19 protein-coding genes and 1 pseudogene are annotated in these 22,307 nt (G+C 64.9%); 5 read left to right on the top strand and 15 right to left on the bottom strand.

Features of this window, described 5'->3' with window-relative positions; translation table 11 throughout:
- Nucleotides 1-39 precede the first annotated feature (39 nt).
- On the bottom strand, nucleotides 40-366 hold the full coding sequence (gene trxA / locus CTR55_RS15675) for a thioredoxin TrxA (RefSeq protein WP_015475045.1): 327 nt from the start codon (nucleotides 364-366) through the stop codon (nucleotides 40-42).
- A gap of 189 nt (nucleotides 367-555) precedes the next feature.
- Between trxA and ppx the strand changes: the two genes are divergently transcribed.
- Nucleotides 556-2,058 carry an exopolyphosphatase gene (gene ppx, locus CTR55_RS15670; protein WP_296287519.1) on the top strand — a complete coding sequence of 501 codons (1,503 nt, stop codon included), beginning with the start codon at nucleotides 556-558 and terminating at the stop codon, nucleotides 2,056-2,058.
- A 212-nt stretch (nucleotides 2,059-2,270) separates the two neighbouring features.
- Here ppx and ppk1 read toward each other — a convergent pair whose 3' ends face one another.
- Together ppk1 and hemB are read right to left on the bottom strand one after the other, a co-directional pair.
- Complete coding sequence (ppk1, locus tag CTR55_RS15665) at nucleotides 2,271-4,475, bottom strand: polyphosphate kinase 1 (protein WP_296287518.1); 2,205 nt, start codon at nucleotides 4,473-4,475, stop codon at nucleotides 2,271-2,273.
- A 38-nt stretch (nucleotides 4,476-4,513) separates the two neighbouring features.
- On the bottom strand, nucleotides 4,514-5,530 hold the full coding sequence (hemB, locus tag CTR55_RS15660) for a porphobilinogen synthase (protein ID WP_296287516.1): 1,017 nt from the start codon (nucleotides 5,528-5,530) through the stop codon (nucleotides 4,514-4,516).
- A gap of 233 nt (nucleotides 5,531-5,763) precedes the next feature.
- Here hemB and CTR55_RS15655 point away from each other — a divergent pair, with 233 nt between their 5' ends.
- On the top strand, nucleotides 5,764-6,324 hold the full coding sequence (locus CTR55_RS15655; RefSeq protein ID WP_296287994.1) for a DedA family protein: 561 nt from the start codon (nucleotides 5,764-5,766) through the stop codon (nucleotides 6,322-6,324).
- Here the strand turns inward: CTR55_RS15655 and CTR55_RS15650 are convergent, their stop codons facing one another.
- Nucleotides 6,325-7,563, bottom strand: a complete 1,239-nt coding sequence (locus CTR55_RS15650; protein ID WP_296287515.1) for a sterol desaturase family protein — start codon at nucleotides 7,561-7,563, stop codon at nucleotides 6,325-6,327.
- A gap of 139 nt (nucleotides 7,564-7,702) precedes the next feature.
- On the opposite strand from CTR55_RS15650, the gene elbB reads away from it, so the two are divergent.
- The gene (gene elbB / locus CTR55_RS15645; protein WP_296287513.1) at nucleotides 7,703-8,356 is read left to right on the top strand and encodes an isoprenoid biosynthesis glyoxalase ElbB; all 654 of its coding nucleotides are present in this window, start codon (nucleotides 7,703-7,705) and stop codon (nucleotides 8,354-8,356) included.
- Nucleotides 8,357-8,487: 131 nt separating this feature from the next.
- Here elbB and CTR55_RS15640 read toward each other — a convergent pair whose 3' ends face one another.
- From CTR55_RS15640 to CTR55_RS15615, 6 genes are all read right to left on the bottom strand, one after another.
- Nucleotides 8,488-8,958: a YaiI/YqxD family protein gene (locus tag CTR55_RS15640; RefSeq protein WP_296287511.1), complete on the bottom strand. Its 471-nt coding sequence runs from the start codon at nucleotides 8,956-8,958 to the stop codon at nucleotides 8,488-8,490.
- A gap of 74 nt (nucleotides 8,959-9,032) precedes the next feature.
- Nucleotides 9,033-10,934 (bottom strand): cytochrome c/FTR1 family iron permease, encoded by a 1,902-nt coding sequence (locus CTR55_RS15635; RefSeq protein ID WP_296287509.1) that lies wholly within the window; start codon nucleotides 10,932-10,934, stop codon nucleotides 9,033-9,035.
- 126 nt (nucleotides 10,935-11,060) lie between these two features.
- A complete protein-coding gene (locus CTR55_RS15630) occupies nucleotides 11,061-11,690 on the bottom strand; it encodes a LysE family transporter (protein ID WP_296287507.1) in 630 nt (209 codons plus the stop codon).
- Between the two features lie 246 nt (nucleotides 11,691-11,936).
- Nucleotides 11,937-12,695, bottom strand: coding sequence for a TerC family protein (locus CTR55_RS15625; RefSeq protein WP_296287505.1), 759 nt, complete (start codon nucleotides 12,693-12,695; stop codon nucleotides 11,937-11,939).
- A 15-nt stretch (nucleotides 12,696-12,710) separates the two neighbouring features.
- Nucleotides 12,711-13,274, bottom strand: coding sequence for a mechanosensitive ion channel family protein (locus CTR55_RS15620; protein ID WP_296287504.1), 564 nt, complete (start codon nucleotides 13,272-13,274; stop codon nucleotides 12,711-12,713).
- Nucleotides 13,274-15,184, bottom strand: coding sequence for an ATP-binding cassette domain-containing protein (locus CTR55_RS15615; RefSeq protein WP_296287502.1), 1,911 nt, complete (start codon nucleotides 15,182-15,184; stop codon nucleotides 13,274-13,276). The genes CTR55_RS15620 and CTR55_RS15615 overlap by 1 nt, the downstream gene beginning before the upstream one ends.
- Before the next feature lie 47 nt (nucleotides 15,185-15,231).
- Between CTR55_RS15615 and CTR55_RS15610 the strand changes: the two genes are divergently transcribed.
- Complete coding sequence (locus CTR55_RS15610; RefSeq protein ID WP_296287500.1) at nucleotides 15,232-15,696, top strand: TIGR02444 family protein; 465 nt, start codon at nucleotides 15,232-15,234, stop codon at nucleotides 15,694-15,696.
- A 3-nt stretch (nucleotides 15,697-15,699) separates the two neighbouring features.
- Here the strand turns inward: CTR55_RS15610 and CTR55_RS15605 are convergent.
- The 3 genes and pseudogenes from CTR55_RS15605 to CTR55_RS15595 all read right to left on the bottom strand — a co-directional run bounded on the left by CTR55_RS15605 (nucleotide 15,700) and on the right by CTR55_RS15595 (nucleotide 18,701).
- Nucleotides 15,700-16,823, bottom strand: a pseudogene (locus CTR55_RS15605) (AlgP family protein).
- A gap of 667 nt (nucleotides 16,824-17,490) precedes the next feature.
- Nucleotides 17,491-17,958 carry a sigma D regulator gene (rsd, locus tag CTR55_RS15600; RefSeq protein WP_296287498.1) on the bottom strand — a complete coding sequence of 156 codons (468 nt, stop codon included), beginning with the start codon at nucleotides 17,956-17,958 and terminating at the stop codon, nucleotides 17,491-17,493.
- A 257-nt stretch (nucleotides 17,959-18,215) separates the two neighbouring features.
- Nucleotides 18,216-18,701 (bottom strand): disulfide bond formation protein B, encoded by a 486-nt coding sequence (locus CTR55_RS15595; RefSeq protein ID WP_296287496.1) that lies wholly within the window; start codon nucleotides 18,699-18,701, stop codon nucleotides 18,216-18,218.
- 116 nt (nucleotides 18,702-18,817) lie between these two features.
- On the opposite strand from CTR55_RS15595, the gene CTR55_RS15590 reads away from it, so the two are divergent.
- Nucleotides 18,818-19,903, top strand: coding sequence for a PQQ-dependent sugar dehydrogenase (locus CTR55_RS15590; protein WP_296287494.1), 1,086 nt, complete (start codon nucleotides 18,818-18,820; stop codon nucleotides 19,901-19,903).
- 48 nt (nucleotides 19,904-19,951) lie between these two features.
- On the opposite strand, the gene CTR55_RS15585 is transcribed toward CTR55_RS15590, so the two are convergent.
- Entirely contained in the window at nucleotides 19,952-21,184 is a 1,233-nt protein-coding gene (locus CTR55_RS15585; RefSeq protein ID WP_296287492.1) for a heme biosynthesis HemY N-terminal domain-containing protein, read from the bottom strand.
- A complete protein-coding gene (locus CTR55_RS15580; RefSeq protein ID WP_296287491.1) occupies nucleotides 21,181-22,293 on the bottom strand; it encodes a uroporphyrinogen-III C-methyltransferase in 1,113 nt (370 codons plus the stop codon). Before CTR55_RS15580 ends, CTR55_RS15585 begins: the two co-directional genes overlap by 4 nt.
- Nucleotides 22,294-22,307: the final 14 nt, after the last annotated feature.

Below are 22,307 nucleotides of genomic sequence, written 5' to 3'. Positions count from 1 at the left end.
AACCCCGCGCATTGGCGGGGCTTTTCAGGACTTCTCGACTTAGATGTTGCTGTCGAGGAAGGCCGCCAGCTGCGACTTGGACAGTGCGCCGACCTTGGTAGCCTCGACGTTACCGCCCTTGAACAGCATCAGGGTCGGAATGCCACGCACGCCATACTTGGGCGGAGTGTCCTGGTTCTCGTCGATGTTCAGCTTGCAGACTTTCAGCTTGCCCTGATAGTCCTTGGCGATCTCGTCGAGTACCGGGGCGATCATCTTGCACGGGCCGCACCATTCGGCCCAGTAGTCGACCAGCACGGGACCGTCGGACTTCAGTACGTCCTGCTCGAAGCTGGCATCGGTAACATTGACGATATGTTCGCTCATGTATTCTCTCCGTCAATCGGATGCGAAAAAGTGTCCGCCATCATATCCCGCCTCGGCCCACACCGAAAGGCACAGCCGATTGAGTGTATCTATCGCTGCCGAGGTGACTTCTGATCGGTGACAACCCCTTCATTGGCACTACCTGCCTAAAATGGCAGGATGTCTCCCGTATTTTCCCGGACCCCTCCTATGCCCCATACCCCTGCCAAGACCTTTCCGATGATCGCGGCCATTGACCTTGGCTCGAACAGTTTCCACATGGTTTTGGCGAAGGCCGATCACGGCGAGATCCGCATCCTCGAGCGATTGGGCGAGAAGGTCCAGCTGGCGGCGGGCATCGGCGAGGACCGCATGCTCACCCAGGAGGCGATGCAGCGCGGTTACGACTGCCTGAAGCAGTTCGCCCAGTTCATCAACGGCATGCCGCCGGGTTCGGTGCGCGTGGTCGGCACCAACGCCCTGCGCGAGGCGCGCAACCGCGCCGAATTCATCCGCGAAGCCGACCGCATCCTCGGCCACCCGGTGGAAGTCATCTCCGGTCGTGAAGAAGCGCGCCTGATCTACCTGGGCGTCTCCCACACCCTGCCGGACAACCCTGGCAAGCGCCTGGTGGTCGACATCGGCGGCGGCAGCACCGAGTTCATCATCGGCCAGCAGTTCGAATCGCAACTGCGCGAAAGCCTGCAGATGGGCTGCGTCAGCTTCACCCAGCGCTACTTCAAGGACGGCAAGATCACCCCCGCGCGCTACGCCCAGGCCTATACCTCCGCGCGCCTGGAGCTGATGAGCATCGAGAACAGCCTACGCCGCCTGGGCTGGGACGAGGCTGTCGGCGCCTCCGGCACCATCCGTGCGATCTGCCTGGCAATCCAGTCCGGCGGCCACGGCAACGGCGAGATCAACCCCGATGGCCTGGCCTGGCTCAAACGCAAGATGTTCAAGCTGGGCGAGGTCGAGAAGCTCGACATCGACGGCATCAAGCCTGACCGCCGACCCATCTTCCCGGCCGGCATGGCAATCCTCGAGGCATTGTTCGACGCCCTCGAGCTGACCCGCATGACCCACTCCGAAGGCGCCCTGCGAGAAGGCGTGCTCTACGACCTGCTCGGCCGCCACCACCACGAAGACGTCCGTGAACGCACCATCGGTGCGCTGATGGAGCGCTACCACGTCGACCCGGAGCAGGCCGCACGCGTCGAGGCCAAGGCGCTGGAGTCGCTGGAGCAAGTCGCCAAGGCCTGGGAGCTGACCGACGAAGGCCACCGCGAACTGCTGATGTGGGCCGCCCGCGTCCACGAGCTGGGGCTGGACATCGCTCACTACCACTACCACAAGCACGGCGCCTACCTGCTGGAGCATTCCGACCTGGCCGGCTTCTCCCGCGTCGACCAGCTGACCCTGGCGCTGCTGGTGCGTGGGCACCGCCGCAATATCCCGGTGGACAAGTTCAACGAGCTGGGCGACGAGGGCGACAAGCTGATCCGCCTGTGCATCGTGTTGCGCTTCGCCATCCTCTTCCACCACATCCGGGGCACCCAGGAAATGCCGGCCGTGGCCCTGAAGGCGTCGGGCAAGTCGCTGGACGTGCGCTTCCCGGACGGCTGGCTGGCCGCCAACCCGCTGACCCAGGCAGACTTCGAGCAGGAAGCCGAGTGGCTCAAGCGCGTAGGGTATTCGCTCAGCGTGAGCTGATCATCCCCGCAAGAGACCAAGGCCCCGACGCGCAATCGCCGGGGCCTTTTCATATCGAGCGCCAGGGCCCGGCATGACCTGTAGGAGCGAGCTTGCTCGCGAACAGGCCCCGCGACGGGCCAAGGGTTCGCGAGCAAGCTCGCTCCTACGAAAAGTATTCGCGCCCATGAAAAAGCCCTACCGAGGCAGGGCTTTCAAAGGCACCAGACAAATCAGCGCGAGCTGATCACCGGCGTACACAGCCGCTCCAGCAGGATCGCCTGGGAGTTGCGGGAGTTCTGGTTACCACTCGGGCTCAAGCGCACGTAGCTGCCGTCGGCCTGCAGCACCCAGGCCTGGGTGTTGTCGGTGAGGTAGGACTCCAGTTCCTTCTTCACTCGCAGCACCAGCTTCTTGCCCTCTACGGGGAAGCAGGTCTCCACCCGCATATCCAGGTTGCGCTCCATCCAGTCTGCGCTGGAGAGGTAGAGCTTCTCGTCGCCGCCATTGAGGAAGTAGTAGATCCGGCTGTGCTCGAGGAATCGGCCGATGATCGAGCGTACGTGGATGTTGTGCGACACGCCCGGCACGCCTGGACGCAGGCAGCACATGCCGCGCACCACCAGGTCGATCTTCACGCCGGCCTGGCTGGCCTTGTACAGCGCGCGGATGACCTTCGGATCGGTCAGCGAGTTGACCTTGGCCATGATCTGCGCCGGCTTGCCCTCGGCAGCCTGGGCCGCTTCGCGGTTGATCATCTCCAGCAGGTTCTTCTTCAGGGTGAAGGGCGCGTGCAGGAGCTTCTTCATGCGCAGCGTCTTACCCATGCCGATCAGCTGGTTGAACAGCTTGTGCAGGTCCTCGCAAAGCGCCACGTCGGCAGTCAGCAGGCTGTAGTCGGTGTACAGGCGGGCGTTACCGGCGTGGTAGTTGCCGGTGCCCAGGTGCGCGTAGCGGCGCAGCTCACCGTCCTCGCGCCGCAGGATCAGCATCATCTTGGCGTGGGTCTTGAAACCAACCACGCCGTAGATCACCACCGCACCGGCCTGCTGCAGACGGCTGGCCAGTTGCAGGTTGGATTCCTCGTCGAAGCGCGCGCGCAACTCGATCACAACGGTGACTTCCTTACCGTTGCGCGCGGCTTCCACCAGCGCGTCGACGATTTCGGAGTTGGCGCCCGAGCGATACAGCGTCTGCTTGATCGCCAGCACGCTGGGGTCCTTGGCGGCCTGGCGCAACAGGTCGACCACCGGGGTGAAGGATTCGAACGGGTGCATCAGCAGCACGTCGAGCTTGCCCAGCACGTTGAACAGGTTTTCCTTCTTCTGCAGCAGCTTCGGGATCACCGGCGTGAACGGCGGGTACTGCAGCTCCGGGTGGCTGGCCAGACCGGTGACGCTGAACAGGCGGGTCAGGTTCACCGGCCCGCTGACGCGATACAGCTCGGTCTCGGACAGGCCGAACTGCTTGAGCAGGTAGTTGGACAGCGGCACCGGGCAGGTGTCCACCACCTCCAGACGCACCGCATCGCCGTAGCGGCGCGAGAACAGTTCGCCGCGCAGCGCGCGTGCCAGGTCCTCGACATCCTCGGCGTCCACCGAAAGGTCGGCGTTACGGGTCAGGCGGAACTGATAGCAACCCTTCACCTTCATGCCGTGGAACAGGTCGTCGGCGTGGGCGTGGATCATCGACGACAGGAACACGTAGTTGTCACCGGGGCCGGCGACTTCTTCCGGCAGGCGGATGATCCGCGGCAGCGAGCGCGGCGCCGGGATGATCGCCAGGCCCGAGTCGCGACCGAAGGCGTCCAGGCCTTCGAGCTCGACCATGAAGTTCAGGCTCTTGTTCACCAGCAGCGGGAACGGGTGAGTCGGGTCGAGGCCGATGGGGGTGACGATCGGTGCGATCTCGTCGCGGAAGAAGCGACGGACCCAGGCCTTGATCTTCGGTGTCCAGTAGCGGCGGCGGATGAAGCGGATGTCGTGCTTGGCCAGCTCCGGCAACAGGATGTCGTTGAGGATGCTGTACTGGCGGCCGACCTGTTCGTGCACCTGCTCGCTGATGCGCGCCAGCGCCTGGTGCGGCAACAGGCCGTCGGCGCCGGCCTGTTCGCGGGCGAAGGTGATCTGCTTCTTCAGGCCGGCAACGCGGATCTCGAAGAACTCATCAAGGTTGCTGGAGAAGATCAGCAGGAACTTCAAGCGCTCCAGCAGCGGGTAGGACTCATCCAGCGCCTGCTCCAGCACGCGGATGTTGAACTGCAGCTGCGAGAGCTCGCGATGAATGTAGAGGGCACTGTCGTCCACGTTGATCGCCGGCGCCGCCGGCTCAACAGGCGCTGCCACCACCTCGGTGGCGTCCGCCACGACGACTTCGGTGATTTCAGCGGTGGTATCAGCTTCGATAACTTCGGTTTCGTTAATGCCTTCGGTATTCATCGCGAGTCTCTTCGGCGGGGTCAGCCCCCGCTTTTCATTCAATTATTGTGCCGCTTCAATTGTTGTGCCGCGCGCTTGGCGAAGTAGGTCAGGATGCCATCTGCGCCGGCGCGTTTGAAGGCCAGCAACGATTCGAGGATCACCGCCTCGCTGAGCCAGCCGTTGTTGATCGCGGCCATGTGCATCGCGTACTCGCCACTGACCTGATAGACAAAGGTCGGCGCGCGGAATTCGTCCTTGGCCCGGCGAACGATGTCGAGATACGGCATGCCCGGCTTGACCATGATCATGTCGGCACCTTCGGCGAGGTCCGCATAGATCTCGTGCAGCGCTTCATCGCTGTTGGCCGGGTCCATCTGGTAGGTGGCCTTGTTGCCCTTGCCCAGGTTGGCGGCGGAGCCGACGGCGTCGCGGAACGGGCCGTAGTAGGCGCTGGCGTACTTGGCCGAGTAGGCCATGATGCGCGTGTTGATGTGACCGGTGGACTCCAGGGCCTCGCGGATCGCGCCGATACGGCCGTCCATCATGTCCGAGGGAGCCACGACCTGGGCACCGGCTTCGGCGTGGGAAAGCGCCTGCTTGACCAGCACATCGACGGAAATGTCGTTCAGGACGTAGCCGTCCTCGTCGAGGATACCGTCCTGGCCGTGGCTGGTGAACGGGTCCAGCGCCACGTCGGTGATGATGCCCAGCTCCGGGAAGCGTTCGCGCAGGGCGCGGGTGGCGCGCTGGGCGATGCCGTCGGGATTGAAGGCTTCGGCGCCATCGAGGGACTTCTTCTCCAGTGGGGTCACCGGGAACAACGCCAGCGCGGGGATACCCAGCTCCACCAGCTCTTCGGCTTCCTTGAGCAGCAGGTCAATGGACATGCGTTCCACACCCGGCATCGAAGGCACCGCTTCACGCTGATTCTTGCCGTCGAGGACGAACACCGGAAGGATCAGGTCGTTGCTGGTCAGGACGTTTTCGCGTACCAGACGGCGGGAAAAATCGTCACGACGGTTGCGACGCAGTCGAGTGAAGGGGAAGGCACGATCGGCGGGAATGAAGCTCACGGCGTACTCCAGGGCCTGATGCAGCAGGCACAGTCTGACAGTTATAGCCCTGAATTATGACCGATTGGTAACAACCGGTAACAGTGACCCTTGGTCGCGGCATCCTGCCGCAGTGGCAAGCCGCCGCTCTGCGCCGAAACAGATTTGTTCCAGGTCAGTTGTGCGGACCGGGATACCTTCCCTGCGGGCGACAACCGAGTTAGGCTTCGCGTTCATTTCGCTGCGTTGCCTCGATAATGCTCCAACAATTCCTGCAGGATTTCGGCTACTTCGCGCTGTTTCTCGGCACGTTCTTCGAGGGTGAGACCATTTTGGTCCTGGCCGGCTTCCTGGCTTTCCGCGGTTATATGCAGCTGGAATACGTCATCGTGGTGGCCTTCTTCGGCAGCTACGCGGGTGACCAGCTCTGGTATTTCCTCGGCCGCCGCCATGGTCGCAAGCTGCTTGCGCGCAAACCGCGCTGGCAGAAAATGGGCGACAAGGCGCTGGAACATGTGCGCAAGCATCCCGACCTGTGGGTGCTCAGCTTCCGCTTCGTCTACGGCCTGCGCACCGTGATGCCGGTTGCCATCGGCCTGTCCGGCTACCCTCCGGTGCGTTACCTGCTGCTCAACGGCATTGGCGCCATCGTCTGGGCTTCGGCCCTGGGCAGCGCTGCCTATTACTTCGGCAGCGTGCTCGAAGGCGTGCTGGGCAACATCAAGAAGTACGAACTCATGGTCCTTGGCGGCCTCGTGGTGATCGGCCTGCTGTTCTGGCTGCACCGCCGCTTCAAGGCAACCAAGGCCGACTGATCAGGCCGCCTGCGGCAGGCGCTCGGCGCGCCGCAGGCCCAGCAAGCCAATCAGGCTGAGCAGCGAGTAGACCGCCAGCGCCCACGGCGCCCACGACGGCAATGTAATCCCGCCCCACAGCGCCAGAGCTGACACTGCCAGAACGTTCAGCGCCAATCGCAGCAGCTCCAGGCGCAGCGCCCAGGCGCGGCTCTCCAGCCAGCAGCCGATGGCGTAGAGCCCGAAGGCCATCCAGCTCCAACCGATCACCAGCGGCAGCACCCGCCAGCCCTCCCCGACGCCCAGCAACCAGGTACCGATCACCACGTAGGTGGCGAACTGCACGCCGGCATACCACTGGCGACCGCGAGTGAGCGGTACGTCAAACTTGCGGAAGGCCGCCAGGTCCGGCTTGGCCATCGGGTAGCGCTGGGCCACGTCCTCGGGGCGCCAGCCGGTGCGCATGAACCAGATGCGTAGCTTGTCCCAGGCACTGCCCGCGCGGCGCGCGTCGTTCCACAGGTGCGCGTAGACCTGCAGGTTGGCCCACAGCGGGTTCCAGCTGGCCAGCGGCACGGTCACGCCAAACACCACCGGCTCCTCGTCCAGCTCTTCCTGGAAGGTACCGAACAGACGGTCCCAGACGATGAACACGCCGCCGTAGTTGCGGTCCATGTAGACCGGGTTCTGCGCGTGATGCACGCGGTGGTTGGACGGGGTGATGAATACCCACTCGAACCAGCCCAGCTTGGGGATGTGCCGGGTATGCACCCAGAACTGGTAGAGCAGGTTCAGCGCGCCGACGGTGAGGAATACCAGCGGCGGCACCCCGACGATGGCCATCGGCAGGTAGAAGATCCAGCCGAAGATGAACCCGGTGCTGGTCTGTCGCAGCGCGGTGGAGAGGTTGTAGTCCTCACTCTGGTGATGCACCGAATGCGCGGCCCAGAGCACGTTGCGCTCATGACCCAGGCGGTGATTCCAGTAGTAGCAGAAGTCATAGAAGACAAAAGCGAACACCCAGACCCAGAGGCTCTGCGTGGACAACTCGAAAAGCGCCAGGTGCTGCCAGGCGATGGCATAGGTGAGCACCGCCAGGCCCTTGGTCAGCAGGCCGCTGGTGGTGGACAGCACACCGGCGCTGAGGCTGTTCAGCGCATCGCTCAGGCGATAGGTGCGCAGGCCGCGCCAGCGGTCGGCGAGCAGTTCGATGGCAATCAGCAGGAAAAAGAAGGGGACGGCGAAGAGGATGTAGTTCATGGCATGGCCGAGTCGTTATGCTTATGGGAAGGCCCAGATTCGTTGATCCTAGCCTCTACCTCCGCGCCGGCCCCGACCGCCGGCGACAAGCCGGGCGGCATATCGCGACACGCCCGACATCCTCGAACAGGAGCAGTCCATGCAGAAGAAAGTTGCCGTCATCCTCTCCGGCTGCGGCGTCTATGACGGCGCCGAGATCCACGAAAGCGTGATCACCTTGCTGCGCCTTTCCCAGCGCGGCGCCAAGGTGCAGTGCTTCGCCCCGAACATCGCCCAGCACCATGTGCTGAACCACCTCACCGGCGAGGAAATGGCCGAGAGCCGCAACGTGCTGGTGGAATCCGCGCGCATCGCCCGTGGCGACGTAAAGGATGTGCGTGAAGCCAAGGTGGAGGACTTCGACGCCCTGATCGTGCCCGGCGGCTTCGGCGCGGCGAAGAACCTCAGCGATTTCGCCTTCAAGGGCGACCAGTGCGAAGTGCAGCCGGACATGCTGGCCTTGGCCAAGGCCTTCGCCGCGGCGAAGAAGCCAGTCGGCCTGCTTTGCATCGCCCCGGCCATGGCCGCGCGCATCTATGGCGCCGGCGTGGAGTGCACCATCGGGACCGACGAGGGCACCGCCCAGGCGCTGACCAAGATGGGCGCCAAGCATGTCGATTGCACCGTCGAGGACATCGTCGAGGACAAGAATCACAAGCTGGTCACCACCCCGGCCTACATGCTCGCGCAGTCCATCGCCGAAGCCGCCAGTGGCATCAACAAGGCGGTGGACCGGGTGCTGGAGCTGGCCTGAGGATTCATCCCGCAGGAGCGGCCTCCGTCCGCGATGGTTTCCGGCGCGATGCGAACCTATCGCGGACGAAGTCCGCTCCTACGCTCAGCCCTCCTGAATGAAAACGCCCGGCAGTGCCGGGCGTTTTAGTTTCAGGGCTTGCGAGCTCCTGCCTCGCGCATGAGGCGCGTCAGCAGCCGGTCCAGGCTGTTGGCGAAGGCCTGGCGATCCTTGTCGCCGTAGGGCGCCTGCCCTCCTCCCACCTGGCCCTGCTCACGCAGGTCGGTGAACAGGTTGCGCACGGCCAGGCGCTCGCCCATGTTCTTCTCGTCGAACTCGCGACCACGCGGGTCCAGCGCATCGACACCCTTCTTCACCAGCCGGTCGGCCAGCGGCACGTCGCTGCAGATCACCAGGTCACCGGGCTCGGCCTGCTCGACCAGGTAATCGTCGGCAGCATCCATCCCGCTGGGCACCACCACCAGGCTGACACAGGCGAACGGCGGCTTGGCCACGGGCTGGCCGGCGACCATCACCACCTCCAGCTTGCGCTTCAAGGCGAACTTCGCCACCAGCTCCTTGGCCGCGCGCGGGCAGGCGTCGGCGTCGATCCAGATACGCATCGGGGGAAAACCTTCCTTCGAAAAGCACGACGGCCAGTATCGCACTGGCCGTCGTGTGTCGCTTGGCTATTGCCTCAAGACGAGGCGATCTCGGCGGCCTTGCGGCGCTCGGAGAAGTAGCTGCGTCCGTAGAGCACGGCCACCGCCACCAGCGCTACGACCTGGGCCGACAGCGAATAGGCGTCGGCCTTGATGCCAAGCCAGTCGAAGTCGAAGAACGGCACCGGACGGGTACCGATCACGCCAGCTTCCTGCAGGGCAACCACACCGTGGCCGGCGAAGACCACCGACAGGGCGCAGAGCAACGCGGCGTTGACGGTGAAGAACAGCTTCAGCGGCAGCTTTGCCGAGCCACGCAGGATCACGAAGGCGATGGCGATCAGGATCACCACGGCGGTGCCCGCACCGGCGATCACCGCGTTATGCCCGGCCGGGCCGGCCTGCAGCCAGAGGGTCTCGTAGAACAGGATGACCTCGAACAGCTCGCGGTAGACCGAGAAGAACGCCAGCACGGCGAAGCCGAAGCGGCCACCGCCGCCCACCAGGCTGCTGCGGATGTAGTCCTGCCAGGCGGCGGCGTGGCGACGGTCGTGCATCCACACGCCGAGCCAGAGCACCATGACGCAGGCGAACAGCGAGGTGAAGCCTTCCATCAGCTCGCGCTGGGCGCCGCCGATGTCGATGACGTAGGCCGCGACCGCCCAGGTGGCGAAGCCGGCGACGAAGGCCAGGCCCCAGCCGACGTGGACGCCGCGCACGGCCTTCTCCTGCCCGGTGTTGCGCAGGAAGGCGAGAATCGCGGCCAGCACCAGGATCGCTTCCACGCCTTCGCGCAGGAGGATCAGCAAGGCCGAGACGAAGCTGATGGAGAAGCTCAGCGAATCGCCGCTCAGGGCCTTGGCGGCGTCTGCCAGCTTGGCCTTCGCCAGCGCCAGCTGTTGCGCCACCTCGGCTTCCGGCAGGCCGTCACGCAGCGCCTGACGGTAGGCCATCAGCTGCTTCTCGGTGGCCTTGCGCAGGTCGGCGTCGACGTTGTCCAGCGAGCTTTCCACCAGCTCGAAGCCTTCCAGGTAGGCCGCAACGGACAGGTCGTAGGCCTGGTCGTGGTCGCCGGAGCGGTACACGGCGAAGCTCTTGTCCAGGGTCGCGCTGGTGTAGTCGATCTGCTGCGCCGGGCCACGGTGTTCCAGCGGCGGATGGGCGCGCAGGGCACGGAAGCTCTCGGCCGCTGCCTCGCCGTCACGCTCGGCGACATCGGCCGGGGTCTGGGTCGAGAGGGTCGCCAGCGGGTAGGCATGGGCCGTGTCGACCTTGGCCTGAGCGGCGCTGAGGCCGGCGATGTAGGACGCCAGATCCCAGCGCTGACGTTCGTCGAGCTGGTCGGCGAAGGCCGGCATGTCAGTGCCGGAAACGCCCAGGCCGATGACGTTGTGCAGGTCGTACAGGCTCAGGTGGTCGATGCGCGCACGGTTGGTCAGGTTGGCCGGCGGCGGCTCCAGGCCGATGCCCGCCGGACCGTCGCCCTTGCCGGCATCACCGTGGCAGATCGAGCACTGCTGGGCGTAGACCTCGGCGGCACGGGTCGGGTCGGGGGTAATCGCGGGGGTCTGCACCACCTGGTAGATATCGGCGACGCGCGCCTCCAGATGACGAGCCTGCTGGGCGACCTGCTGACCCGGATGGCGCTGCTCGATGGCCTGTTTGAGGCCGGCAGCTTCCGTCTCCAGGTCGGCGCGCTCGGAGCGGGCCGGCAAAGTGAGGATCAGCGCCTGCAGGTTACCGACGAACTCCAGCTGCTCGTTGTATTCGCTGTCATCCACGACCTTGCCGTCAGCGACGGTAGCGGGGTAGTCAGCCGCGAGATAGCTGAGCAGGTGAAGGGCTTGGGAGGGGTCGACAGCCGTGTCGGCTTGGGCTCCAAGGCTGAAAAGACCGACCAGCGGTAACAGCCAGACGCATAGTTTGGAGGGGCGCATACGGAAGGCAAATGAGAATGAAAGAGGTTAAATTGTCACCTCAGGTTTCCGTCTATGCAAGGAGAATGTCCCTCCGGGTTGCCTCCGAAGGGTCTGCAAGGACACTCCGGAGCCCTGGAAACCCGCTCAGGCCGGTGCGCGGCGCACGGTAGCGAGCAGCGCGGCGGCGCCCACGAACAGAGTCGCGAAGGTGCGATTCATCACCCGCTGCTGGCGCTGCGAACGCAGGGCACGCAGCACGCGCGCGGCCAGGCCGGTGTAGCCGGCCATGACGATCAGGTCCACGGTGATCATGGTCGCGCCCATGATCACGTACTGCATCGCCATGGGGCGGTGCGGATCGACGAACTGCGGCAGCACCGCGAGCATGAAGATCACCGCCTTGGGATTGCTGGCATTGACCAGGAAGCCGCGCAGTACCAGGGTCAGCGGCCGGCCGATGGGGCGCTCGCCGCTCGCCGCCATCACCTGCGGCGCAGCAGTCCACTGGCGGTACGCCAGGTAGACCAGATAGATCACACCGAACCACTTGATCGCGCTGAAGGCCACGGCGGAAGCCGAGAGCAGCGCGCCGACGCCGGCAGCGACGATGGCGATCTGCAGGGCCAGGCCGATCTGCAGGCCCAGGGCATTCCAGTAGCCGCGCCAGAAGCCGTATTGCAGCCCACAGGACATCGAGGCGATGGCCCCGGCGCCGGGCGACAGGCTGATCACCCAGCAGGCGATGAAGAAGGCAAACCAGGTGCTGGCGAGCATTGCGGACCTCACGGCGCCCGGACAGGCGCAATAATTTGTTACGGGCAGCCAGTGTGCCTCAGACGCACCGGCTCGCCCAGCCTGGCCGACGAAGGTCGAGTGAACCCTGTAGGAGCGAGCTTGCTCGCGAACAGAGACTCCCGGCGGCACTTGCGCTGGGCAGGACTAGGCGTCCCCCTCGGTCCTACGAAGAACCAACAAAAAGCCCGGCACATGGCCGGGCTTTTTCGTTTCACGACAGACCGATCAGCTCGGGATGTCCTTGCGCAGCTTCACCGGATCCTCGCCGCGCTTGCGCGCCAGGGCACCGCGCAGGCGAATGTTGATCGCCTCCACCGCCAGCGAGAAGGCCATGGCGAAGTAGACGTAGCCTTTGGGTACGTGGACTTCGAAAGCCTCGGCGATCAGCACGGTGCCGACCACGATGAGGAACGACAGTGCGAGCATCTTCAGCGAAGGGTGCTTCTCGATGAAGGCACTGATGGTGCCGGCCGACAGCATCATCACACCGACCGAGATAACGATGGCCGCGACCATCACGGGTACGTGCTGCACGAGGCCCACGGCGGTGATCACCGAGTCCAGGGAGAAGACGATGTCGATGATCGCGATCTGGATGATGATGCCCATGAAGCCGCGGGACTTGCCGCCCTGCTGCTCGCCCTCCTCCGCGCCTTCGAGGCTGTGGAAGATTTCCATGGTGCTCTTGAACAGCAGGAACAGGCCGCCGAAGAACAGGATCAGGTCGCGCCCGGAAATGCCGTGATCGAACACGGTGAACAGGTCGGCGGTCAGGCGCATCACCCAGGTGATCGACAGCAACAGCAGGATGCGCGTGCCCATCGCCAATGCCAGGCCGAAGAAGCGCGCCTTGGGCTGCTGGGCCACCGGCAGGCGGCTGACCAGAATCGAGATGAAGATGATGTTGTCGATGCCCAGTACGATTTCCAGGGCAGTCAGGGTCAGAAAGGCAACCCAGATTTCGGGGCTTGTGAGCCATTCCATAGTGAGGGACGTCCGTTAGGGGGTGGTGGGAAAATTCGGTCCGCGCCAGCGGCGGATGGCCTTCTGGAAGAACAGGTTGTTCGGCACCTGCAGCAGCGCGCCAGGGGTGCCGTCCTCGGCGACCTCTTCCAGGGTGGTGTAGAGCAGGTTGATCGCGATCACCCGGCCCTTTACGCCGGGCTTGTCGGCGGATTCGATGACTTCCACGCGATCGCCCAGGCGGAACGGTCCCATGGTGAAGATCATCAGCGCGCAGAACAGGTTGGAGAGCACGCTCCAGATGGCAAAGAAAGCCACCGCCGCAACGGCGGTGAAACCGGTCAGCGCGGCCCAGAGCACATCGGCGGAGACGCCCAGGCGCTCCAGCACCAGCATCACGGCCGAACCCATGATCAGCCAACGCAGACCGCCACGCAGCGGCAGCAGCAGTTCCGGCGGCATCGGGTAGCGCTCGCCGAGGCGGCTGATGGCGCGTGTCACGATGCGCTGCACCAGCCAGGCCAGCAGCAGGATGAGGATGATCTGCCCGCCACGCAGGAGCGGTTCGCTCCACGCCACCAGCAGGTTCACGTCACTCATCACTCACTGGCCTCGAGCTGACGCTGCAGCTCTTCGAGGGTTTCCAGCGCCATTAGCCAGGATTCTTCCAGCTCGCTTTCGCGGACCTTGAGGGTCGCCTGGCGGGCCAGCAGGTCGCGTAGTTCATCCTTGCGCGAGGCCTCGTAGAGCGCGCTGTCACCCAGGCGTTGCTCCAGCTCGGCGAGCTGTTCGTGGACCTTGTTCAGCTCCTTCTCCAGCTTGTCCGCCTCGCGCTTGTGCGGGGCGAGTTGCTGGCGCAGGGCGGCGGCGGCCTGGCGCTGGGCGCGCTTGTCGGTCTTGTCGCCGGCGGGTGTGGCGGTACTCGTCGGCGCCTGGCGCGAGCGGAAATCCACCAGCCAGCGGGCATAGTCGTCGAGGTCGCCGTCAAACTCCTGGATGCGCCCGTCAGCCACCAGCAGGAACTCGTCGGTGGTGCTCTTGAGCAGGTGACGATCGTGGGACACCACCACCACGGCGCCGGAGAATTCCTGCAGCGCCAGGGTCAGCGCCAGGCGCATTTCCAGGTCGAGGTGGTTGGTCGGTTCGTCGAGCAGCAGCAGGTTGGGCTTCTGCCAGGCAATCAGCGCCAGGGCCAGGCGCGCCTTCTCACCACCGGAGAAGTTCACCACCGGCTCATCGCAGCGCTCGCCGCGGAAGTCGAAGCCACCGAGGAAGTCGCGCAGGGTCTGCTCGCGCTCGGCCGGCGCGATGCGCGCCAGGTGCAACAGAGGGCTGGCCTTGGGGTCCAGAGAATCGAGCTGGTGCTGGGCGAAGTAGCCGATGGCAAGGTTCTCGCCCTGGGAAAGCTCGCCAGCCAGCAGCGACAGATCGCCGGACAGGGTCTTGATCAGGGTCGACTTGCCCGCACCGTTAGGGCCGAGCAGGCCGATGCGCGCGCCGGGCACCAGCTGCAACTTGACCTTCTCCAGCACGGTTTTCTCCCCATAGCCCAGGCGGGCTTCGGAGAGGTTGAGCAGCGGGCTGGAAATCTTGTCCGACTCGCGGAAGACGAAGTCGAACGGCGAATCGATGTGCGCCGGCGCCAGCTCTTCCAGGCGTTCCAGCGCCTTGATCCGGCTCTGCGCCTGGCGGGCCTTGGTGGCCTGGGCGCGGAAGCGGGCGATGTACTTTTCCATGTGCGCGCGCTGCGCCTGCTGCTTCTCGTACGCCTGCTGCTGCTGGGCGAGGCGTTCGGCGCGGGTACGCTCGAAGGCTGAGTAGCCACCGCGATACAGGGTCAGCTTGCGCTGATCGAGGTGAGCGATGTTGTCCACCACGGCATCGAGAAAATCGCGGTCGTGGGAGATCAGCAGCAGCGTGCCCGGGTAGCCCTTGAGCCACTCTTCCAACCAGAGGATGGCGTCGAGATCGAGGTGGTTGGTGGGTTCGTCGAGCAGCAGCAGTTCGGACGGGCACATCAGCGCCTGCGCGAGGTTCAGGCGCATCCGCCAGCCACCGGAGAAGTCGCCGACGCGACGGTCCATCTGCTCGGGCGTGAAGCCCAGGCCGGCCAGCAGCTTGCGCGCGCGGGCATCGGCGGTGTATCCGTCAGCACTGTCCAGCTCGCTGTGCAGGCGCGCCAGGGCAGTGCCGTCGTGGGCTTCTTCGGCCGCGACGAGGTCCGCCTGGATCTTGCGCAGGTGCACGTCGCCGTCGAGCACGTAGTCGACGGCGAGGCGGTCGAGAGTATCGACTTCCTGGCGCATGTGCGCGATGCGCCAGTCGGCGGGCAGGTAGCAGTCGCCGGCGTCCTGGCCGAGCTGGCCGCGCAGCAGGGCGAACAGGCTCGATTTGCCGGCGCCGTTGGCGCCGATCAGGCCGACTTTCTGTCCGGCGTGCAGGGTAAGTTCGGCACCTTCCAGCAAGCGCTGGGGGCCACGCTGTAGCGTAAGATTTTGTAGTCGAATCATGGCGGCGGAGTTTATCAGCTTCGCCTGGCAATCGCTGTGGGTGCTCTATGTCTGATGATGTCTGGTCGTATGCGCTGAAACTCTACGCCCGCCCTGGGGTTGAGGCGGCTTGCCTGTCGTTGCAGGACGGCGGTGCGGATGTCTGTCTGGTGCTGGCTTCGGCGTGGCTGGGCAGTGCTGGCGTGGCCTTCTCGCAGACACGGGTGAACCGGCTGGAAAGCACCGCGCGGGAATGGCGCGAAGAGGTGATAGCGCCGCTGCGCTCATTGCGTCAGCGCTGGCGGGAAGTGGCGAAGCGGGATACGGAGCTGGCGCCACTGCGCGAGCGGATCAAGCAGCTCGAACTGGAAGCGGAAAAGGTGCTGCTGGGGAGACTGGAGGCGGTGGCGCAGGATTGGCCACGGGGTGAAGCGGAGGACCTGGCACGCTGGCTGGAAGCCGCAGCAGGTGAAGCGGGCGGCTTGCGCCGCGATGCGCGGGAAACCCTGCGCACCGCGGCGAGCCTCTCCTGAGCCTTAAGAGGCGGAGGAGGTGCTGCTGGCCGGAGCGGCCGGTGCCGGAGTGGCGCTGGCAACCGGGGCAGCGGCCGGAGTGCTCGGCTGAGCAGCCGGTGCGCTCGGGGCAGCCGGAGCGGCCGGTTTGGCAGCGACGGCGGGCTTGGGCGCAGCCGGTTTGGCGGCCGGTTTTGCGGCAGGCTTGGCAGCGGCTTTCACAGCGGGTTTGGCAGCGGGNNGGCAGGTTTGGCAGCCGGCTTCGCAGCAGCTTTGGCAACCGGTTTGGCGGCGGCTTTCACGGCAGGCTTGGCAGCCGATTTGGCGGCAGCGACGGGCTTGGCGGCGGCAGGTTTGGCAGCGGGTTTGGCAACCGGTTTCGCAGCGGCTTTCGCAGCAGGCTTGGCGGCCGGTTTCGCAGCAGCTTTGGCAGCCGGTTTAGCGGCAGGCTTGGCTGCGGGTTTAGCTGCGGGTTTAGCTGCCGGCTTGGCGGCGGCGGTCTTCGCGGCGGGTTTGGCGGCAGGCTTCGCAGCAGCTTTCACAGCTGGTTTGGCAGCGGGTTTCGCGGCGGGCTTGGCAGCCGGTTTAGCGGCAGCGGCGGGCTTGGCGGCGGCAGGTTTGGCAGCCGGCTTCGCAGCAGCTTTGGCAACCGGTTTGGCGGCGGCTTTCACGGCGGGCTTGGCAGCGGGCTTAGCGGCTGGTTTTGCGGCAGCCCTGGCAACCGGTTTGGCAGCGGCAGCGACCGGCTTGCGGGTAGCGAGGGATTTGCCAGCGGCTTCCTTCACCTTGGTCACGCCCTGGGCGAGCTTCAGGCTCTCCTGCACATCGCGCTTGAGGTTGGCGATGTAGGCACGGGTTTCGGTCTGACGGGTCTTCAGCACATCCAGCACGCCATCGAGTTCAGCGATGCTCGACTTGGCCTTGGCCTGCGCCTTCGCCTTGCCGGCCTTGGTCGCGTCCTGCAGCTTGGTGCGCGCGTTATGCAGCTTCTCTTGCGCCTTGCCGCGTTGTTTCTCGAGCTTGGCGAGCAGCTTTTCGGAGTCGACGAGCGCCTGTTTGCAGGCACCTTCGAGGTGTTCGATCAGACTGTTGGACAACTGGTGCAGCAGGTGCAGAGGGGTAGTGACGGGTTTCTTGTTGGCCGACATGACGTGCCTCCTGGCGGACGTGGTTGCGCCCATACTAGCCCCGCTGATGGCCTCTCGCCAATGTCCCGATTGAGCTACAGGCCGCAGCAGGCATCGGCTTCAGAGGTTTTCAACAGTGCGCAAAGGCGTGCGTTTTCACTCACCCAGTGACGCTGCCGCGCGCACTTGGTTCCGTTGGCGCAAGCCGCATGACAGCGCAAACGCCCGTGGCGCGAGCGTTTGACGATGAAAAATAAATTTTCCCGGAAGATCGAAAACGCCCGTCGCAGAGCCTTTCGCGCGACACGCGGCAGTTCCGACGAAGGCAAACTGGCAGTCATTCGCGGCGCACCATCACGATGCGAGAATCGCGGTCACGACCCTGTAAAAATGCTCTTGCGAGCACGCCTTCGCAGTCACCATGGCGGTCCATTTTCAGCAGTGATTCATCACCCGAAAAAGACTCCGATAGCGCAGGTGCAAGCTGCCGAACGGCGCGAGTTTTTCCGCACTGGGCGCTCAATGTGCGCGGCTCGAAACACACGGACAGAGTCCGCTCCTACACGGAGTTGAAGCTTGGGTAGGAGCGGACTCTGTCCGCGATAGACATGAACGGCACGGACTCAATACAAAACAAAAACGGCGCGAGTGCTTGAGGCACTCGCGCCGTTTCCGGAGCTCCCTTCGCTCAGGCCGTGACGGCTTTCTGCTCGTGGGAGTTGTGCAGTACTTCGATCAGGCAGTCTTCCAGTTCGAAGCGCTCGTGCAGCTGCTGACGCAGGTTCTTCAGTTCGCTGGTCAGGCAAGTGCCTTCGCGGCAGTCGCCGTTGTCGCAGCGGTCGTTGAAGTTCAACGCGTTCGCCGTGATGGTCTCCAGGCGCGGGTAGATCTGCTTGGCAAGCTCCAGGCCGCGCGTATCGCCGAAGGCCTGCGCCTCGTTCATCAATTGTTCGTAAACTTCGAAGTGGCCCGCCGACACGTAGTCGAGCAGGAGCTGGCAGAAGTTCTGGAGGTTTTCGGCATTGGTCTTCGGCGCCTGGACACCCTCCAGAGAATCAAATGCTTGGACCAACTCATGACGATCCCGCAGCCAGCGGTCGACCAGTTGGTGTACGCCTCCCCAGCGCTCCTGGGCATTACGGCAGCTCTCGAGCATGTTGTCCTCACTTCCCTTTTCGCCGTCCCGGCCATGTCCGCCCCGGGACAATATTCTGTCGAATCTCGACTTCCGCGAGCTATGAAGCTGGTTCGGTGGCGGCTTTCCGACGGAGTGGAAAACCAGAGTATGCCCGCCCGTTATCGCCTTCAAGACACCGGCAACGGGAAAATTCATACGAGCGTTTAATCGACAGACCGCGACGCCTCTGGCCTGCGCCTCATCGGCGCAGACCATGGCGAATTGAGATGCGACCCTCAGCCGCGGCGGCGGAAGAACTGCACGATGGCGAACAGGGCGAAGCCGATGAAGGCCAGCAGGCTCCACTCCGGGATGCTCAGACCAAACAGAGTCCAGGACACCTCGGCGCAGTCGGCCGAACCGTGGAACATGGTCCAGATGATGTCGGCATAGGGCATGCTCTCCATCATGTATTCCAGCGGCGGCAGGCAGGACGGCAACTGGTCCGGCGGCAGGGTCTGCAGCCAGACCTGGCGGCCCGCGGTGCCGGCACCGGCCAGCGAGCAGAGCAGGATCAGGACCGAGTACACCCGTGGCGCACGGCCATGCAGCGCGGCGATCAGCGAGAACAGCCCCGCCCCGGCGAAGAAGATGCGCTGCAGGATGCACAGCGGGCAGGGTTCGAGCCCGACCATGTACTGCAGGTAGAAGCCGGTGCCGAGCATGGCGGCACAGGCAAGGAAGGCAAGGAAGAACAGGGAACGAGGGCTGGCCAGGTTCATGGCGGCTCCACTGAAAAGCGCTGTTGCACGAAAGGCCGCTACGGTAGAGGAAACACGACGATCAGTTCAAGGCGCGCGTCTAGACTGGCCATGGCACTCATCCGGGAATCCATGCCATGCGTCGTCATTTCCTGCTTTGCTCGCTGCTTTCCCTGACAACAGTACCAGCCATTGCCGCCACCGATCTCAGCCAGATCCATTTACCAGAAGGCTTCCACATCAGCTTGCTCACTGATCAGGTACCGGGCGCGCGAGCCATGGTCTGGGGTGACAAGGGCACACTATTCGTGGGCAGTCGCTCTACCGACAAGATCTACGCGGTGAAGCCCGACGGCCAGGTGAAGGTGCTCGCCGATGGCCTGCAGATGCCCGTCGGCGTGACCTTCCACAAAGGTGACCTGTATGTGTCGTCGATCAACCGCATCGTCGTGCTGCACGATATCGAGGCGCATCTGGACTCACCGCCCAAGGCCGAGGAGCTGCCGGCGCAGTTTCCGAAGGAGACAGCCCACGGCTGGAAATTCATTGCCTTCGGCCCGGACGACAAGCTCTATGTGCCAGTCGGGGCACCGTGCAATATCTGCCGCCCGGAGCGCGAGAAGTACGCCAACCTGCAACGTATGAACGCCGATGGCAGTGCGCGCGAAGTGGTCGCCTATGGCATCCGCAACACCGTCGGCTTCACCTGGCATCCGCAGACGAAGCAACTGTGGTTCACCGACAACGGGCGCGACATGCTCGGCGACGACAAGCCCGATGATGAGCTGAACAAGGTCAGCAAGGTGGGCGAGGACTTTGGCTTTCCCGACTGCCACCAGGGCGATATCGCCGACCCGGAAGAGGGCAATAAACCCTGCTCCGCGTTCACGCCTCCGGTCGCCAAGCTCGGCCCGCACGTGGCCGCGTTGGGGCTGCGTTTCTACACCGGCGAGCAGTTCCCCGCCGAGTACCGCGACAACTTGTTCATCGCCGAACATGGCTCGTGGAACCGCACGCAGAAGATCGGCTACCGCGTGGTGCGGGTCGAACTCAACGAAGACGGCACACTGAAACGCCAGAGCGTGTTTGCCGAAGGCTGGCTCGACAAGCATGGCGAGGTTCACGGGCGGCCGGCGGACGTGCTGGTGGCGCCGGACGGCTCGCTGCTGGTGAGCGACGACCAGAACGGTGCGATCTACCGAATCCGCTACGGCAAACCCTGAAAACCAGAACGGCGCCCTCAGGCGCCGTTTTCACAGACTGCGACGGGATCAGGCCCGCACTGCCACCGGCAACGAAGCCGGTGGAGCGAGCAGCCCCAGCCCTTCCTGGAATAGCTGGTTGCTGCGCTCCACTTCACCCAGTTGCGCCAGCAGGCGCGCCAGTTCGGCGCAGGTTTCCGCGCTGCGCTGGCGGGCCAGGCTGGCTTCCAGGTATTCGCGCGCCTTGCCCCACAGCTTGTTCTGCAGGCACAGGCGGCCCAGGGTCAGCAGCAGCTCGGCGTCGTCGCCATGCTGCTTCAGCCAGCCTTCGGCGGTCTTCAGCTGATGCGCGCCATCGCGACCACGGGCGCGGCCGTAGAGATTCACCAGACGGCTGTCGTAGCTCTCCTTGAGGGCCTTGCGCAGCACGTCCTCGGCCTCTTCCGGAGCCCCCAGGCGCAGCAGTTGCTCGGCGTAGGCGGCCACCAGCGGTGGCTGTGCGCGCAGGTTCGTGGGCACGTTCTGCCAGCGCTGGGTCAGCGGCTGCAGACTGCTTTCACCCTGGCCAATGCCCTGTTCGCCCGCCTCGCCCAGCGCAGCCATCCAGGTGCGGCGCTCCAGATCCGCCAGTTCGGCGTTCTGCAGCACGCGCTCCTTGCGCAGCTCGGGCAGCAGCACGCACAGCGCCTGCCATTCGTGGAGGCTGACGTAGAGCTGCTGGAGCAGACGCAGCACGGTCGGATGGCGCGGATGATCCTGGTGCAGCTTGTCCAACACCACGCGGGCGCGGGTGAAGTCGCCACGGTTGATCAGCAGTTGCGCGCGTGTCAGACCCACAGCCAGTTCAGCATTGGGCTCACGCTCCTGGGCGCGGTCCAGCAGTTCGTCGCTCTCCTCGATCTTGCCCAGTTCGTTAGCCGCGCGGGCGGCGCCCAGGTAATGCGGCAACGGACGTTCGCTCAGCTCGGCGGCGCGACGCAGGTGACGCAGCGCTTGCGCCCAGTGACCTTCAGCGAGATCGCGCTGGCCATGTTCCTCGGCCAGTTGCGAACGACGGTGACGGTTGAAGCGCGACCAGGGGTTCACCACGCGGCCGGAGACACCCAGCAGGCGCAGCACCAGGCGCACGACGAGGTAGATCACCCAGAACACCACCAGCAGCGCGAGGAAGGTCCACAGGCTGGATTCGTAGCGGAAGCTCTTGTAGGCGATCAGCACGTAGCCGGACTGTTCGGCGATGGCCAGCCCGATCAGAGTGGCCGCCAGGACCACGGCGAGGATCAGGACATAGACGCGGCTCATGGCTGGGCCCCCGCGTCCGGCGCCACCGCCTCCTGCTGCTGCACCGCGCTTTCGCGGCGCGACAGGTAGGCCTGCAGCGAGCTGAGGGCCGGGCCGAGGTCCGGCGTCTGCACGGTGACGGCCTGGCCGCTCAGTTCATCCAGACGCGCGACCAGCGCACGGCTGTCAGCCAGGTCGGCGTTGAAGAAGTCGGCGACGATCTGCCTGGCCTGCTTCAGCGCCTGCTCGTAGACGTCCTGTTTGCCGTTCAGCGCGGCCCACTGCGCCTGCTCCAGGGCGAGGCTCAGGGCGAGGCGCACGCGATCCAGTTGCTGGCCGGAGAGCAGCGGGCGGATGTCCTGCCCGGCGTTGAAATCGATGCGAACGTATTGCGAGACGCGATCCCACCACTCGCTCCAACGGTCGTTGCCGTCGCTCCAGGCGGTGTTCGGGCCGGTGCCGATTTCGGAGGGATTGAACGCCGGGCTCAGCGGTTGCAGCTGGGCAGCCTGGTCGCGCAGCGCGCCCAGTTGCAGGAACAGCCCGGTGCGGTCGGGGCGCGGCAGCGCGCGCAGCGCTTCGAGGCTCTTGGCCAACTGCGCGCGCGCTGCAAAGGCGCCCGGATCATTGTTCACGCGAAGAATGTCGTCCGCGCCCTGAACCAGCTCGGTGGCGCTGTCGATATCCTGTAGCGCCGAGAGCCGCAGCGCTGCCAGGCGCAACAGGTGTTCGGATTCGGCCAAGCGCCACTGCTGGCGCCCCTGCCCCAATACCTGCTTGACCTGCTTGGTCAGTTGCTGCTGGTCGCTCTGCAGCTCCACCACCAGGCGACGGCGCGCTTCAAGCTCATCGGCATTGGGCAGGGTATCCAGGCGCTTGTTCAGCTCGGCGTTGGCATTCTGCACGCCCTGCGCCTGGGCGCGGGCATCTTCCAGTTGCGCGGCGCGCTGCTGCTCGGCGCCCTTGAGCTGCTGGACCTGCCAGACGCCCCAGCCACCTGCGGCGAGGCCGGCGGCGCCGACCAGCAAGGCCAGCAGGGCGATGCCCGTACCGCTCTTGCGCGGGGCCGGCGCGGCGGCCGGGCTGGACGATGTCGGTGAAGTCTCTTGGGGAGTGACGGCTTCGCTCACAGATCCATCCTTCG

Source organism: Pseudomonas sp. (assembly GCF_002796985.1).
Taxonomy (GTDB): Bacteria; Pseudomonadota; Gammaproteobacteria; order Pseudomonadales; family Pseudomonadaceae; genus Pseudomonas.
Note: the sequence above shows the minus strand (reverse complement) of the source record. Positions and strands in the feature narration are given on the sequence as shown.

Excerpts from the sequence above, each read along its gene's own strand:
- rsd (WP_296287498.1), bottom strand. The coding sequence starts at position 17,958 with ATGCTCGAGAGCTGCCGTAATGCCCAGGAGCGCTGGGGAGGCGTACAC.
- CTR55_RS15620 (WP_296287504.1), bottom strand. The coding sequence starts at position 13,274 with ATGAGTGACGTGAACCTGCTGGTGGCGTGGAGCGAACCGCTCCTGCGT.
- elbB (WP_296287513.1), top strand. The coding sequence starts at position 7,703 with ATGCAGAAGAAAGTTGCCGTCATCCTCTCCGGCTGCGGCGTCTATGAC.
- CTR55_RS15640 (WP_296287511.1), bottom strand. The coding sequence starts at position 8,958 with ATGCGTATCTGGATCGACGCCGACGCCTGCCCGCGCGCGGCCAAGGAG.
- CTR55_RS15625 (WP_296287505.1), bottom strand. The coding sequence starts at position 12,695 with ATGGAATGGCTCACAAGCCCCGAAATCTGGGTTGCCTTTCTGACCCTG.
- CTR55_RS15650 (WP_296287515.1), bottom strand. The coding sequence starts at position 7,563 with ATGAACTACATCCTCTTCGCCGTCCCCTTCTTTTTCCTGCTGATTGCC.
- CTR55_RS15595 (WP_296287496.1), bottom strand. The coding sequence starts at position 18,701 with ATGAACCTGGCCAGCCCTCGTTCCCTGTTCTTCCTTGCCTTCCTTGCC.
- CTR55_RS15610 (WP_296287500.1), top strand. The coding sequence starts at position 15,232 with ATGTCTGATGATGTCTGGTCGTATGCGCTGAAACTCTACGCCCGCCCT.
- CTR55_RS15615 (WP_296287502.1), bottom strand. The coding sequence starts at position 15,184 with ATGATTCGACTACAAAATCTTACGCTACAGCGTGGCCCCCAGCGCTTG.
- CTR55_RS15635 (WP_296287509.1), bottom strand. The coding sequence starts at position 10,934 with ATGCGCCCCTCCAAACTATGCGTCTGGCTGTTACCGCTGGTCGGTCTT.
- CTR55_RS15585 (WP_296287492.1), bottom strand. The coding sequence starts at position 21,184 with ATGAGCCGCGTCTATGTCCTGATCCTCGCCGTGGTCCTGGCGGCCACT.
- CTR55_RS15630 (WP_296287507.1), bottom strand. The coding sequence starts at position 11,690 with ATGCTCGCCAGCACCTGGTTTGCCTTCTTCATCGCCTGCTGGGTGATC.
- ppk1 (WP_296287518.1), bottom strand. The coding sequence starts at position 4,475 with ATGAATACCGAAGGCATTAACGAAACCGAAGTTATCGAAGCTGATACC.
- CTR55_RS15590 (WP_296287494.1), top strand. The coding sequence starts at position 18,818 with ATGCGTCGTCATTTCCTGCTTTGCTCGCTGCTTTCCCTGACAACAGTA.
- trxA (WP_015475045.1), bottom strand. The coding sequence starts at position 366 with ATGAGCGAACATATCGTCAATGTTACCGATGCCAGCTTCGAGCAGGAC.
- ppx (WP_296287519.1), top strand. The coding sequence starts at position 556 with ATGCCCCATACCCCTGCCAAGACCTTTCCGATGATCGCGGCCATTGAC.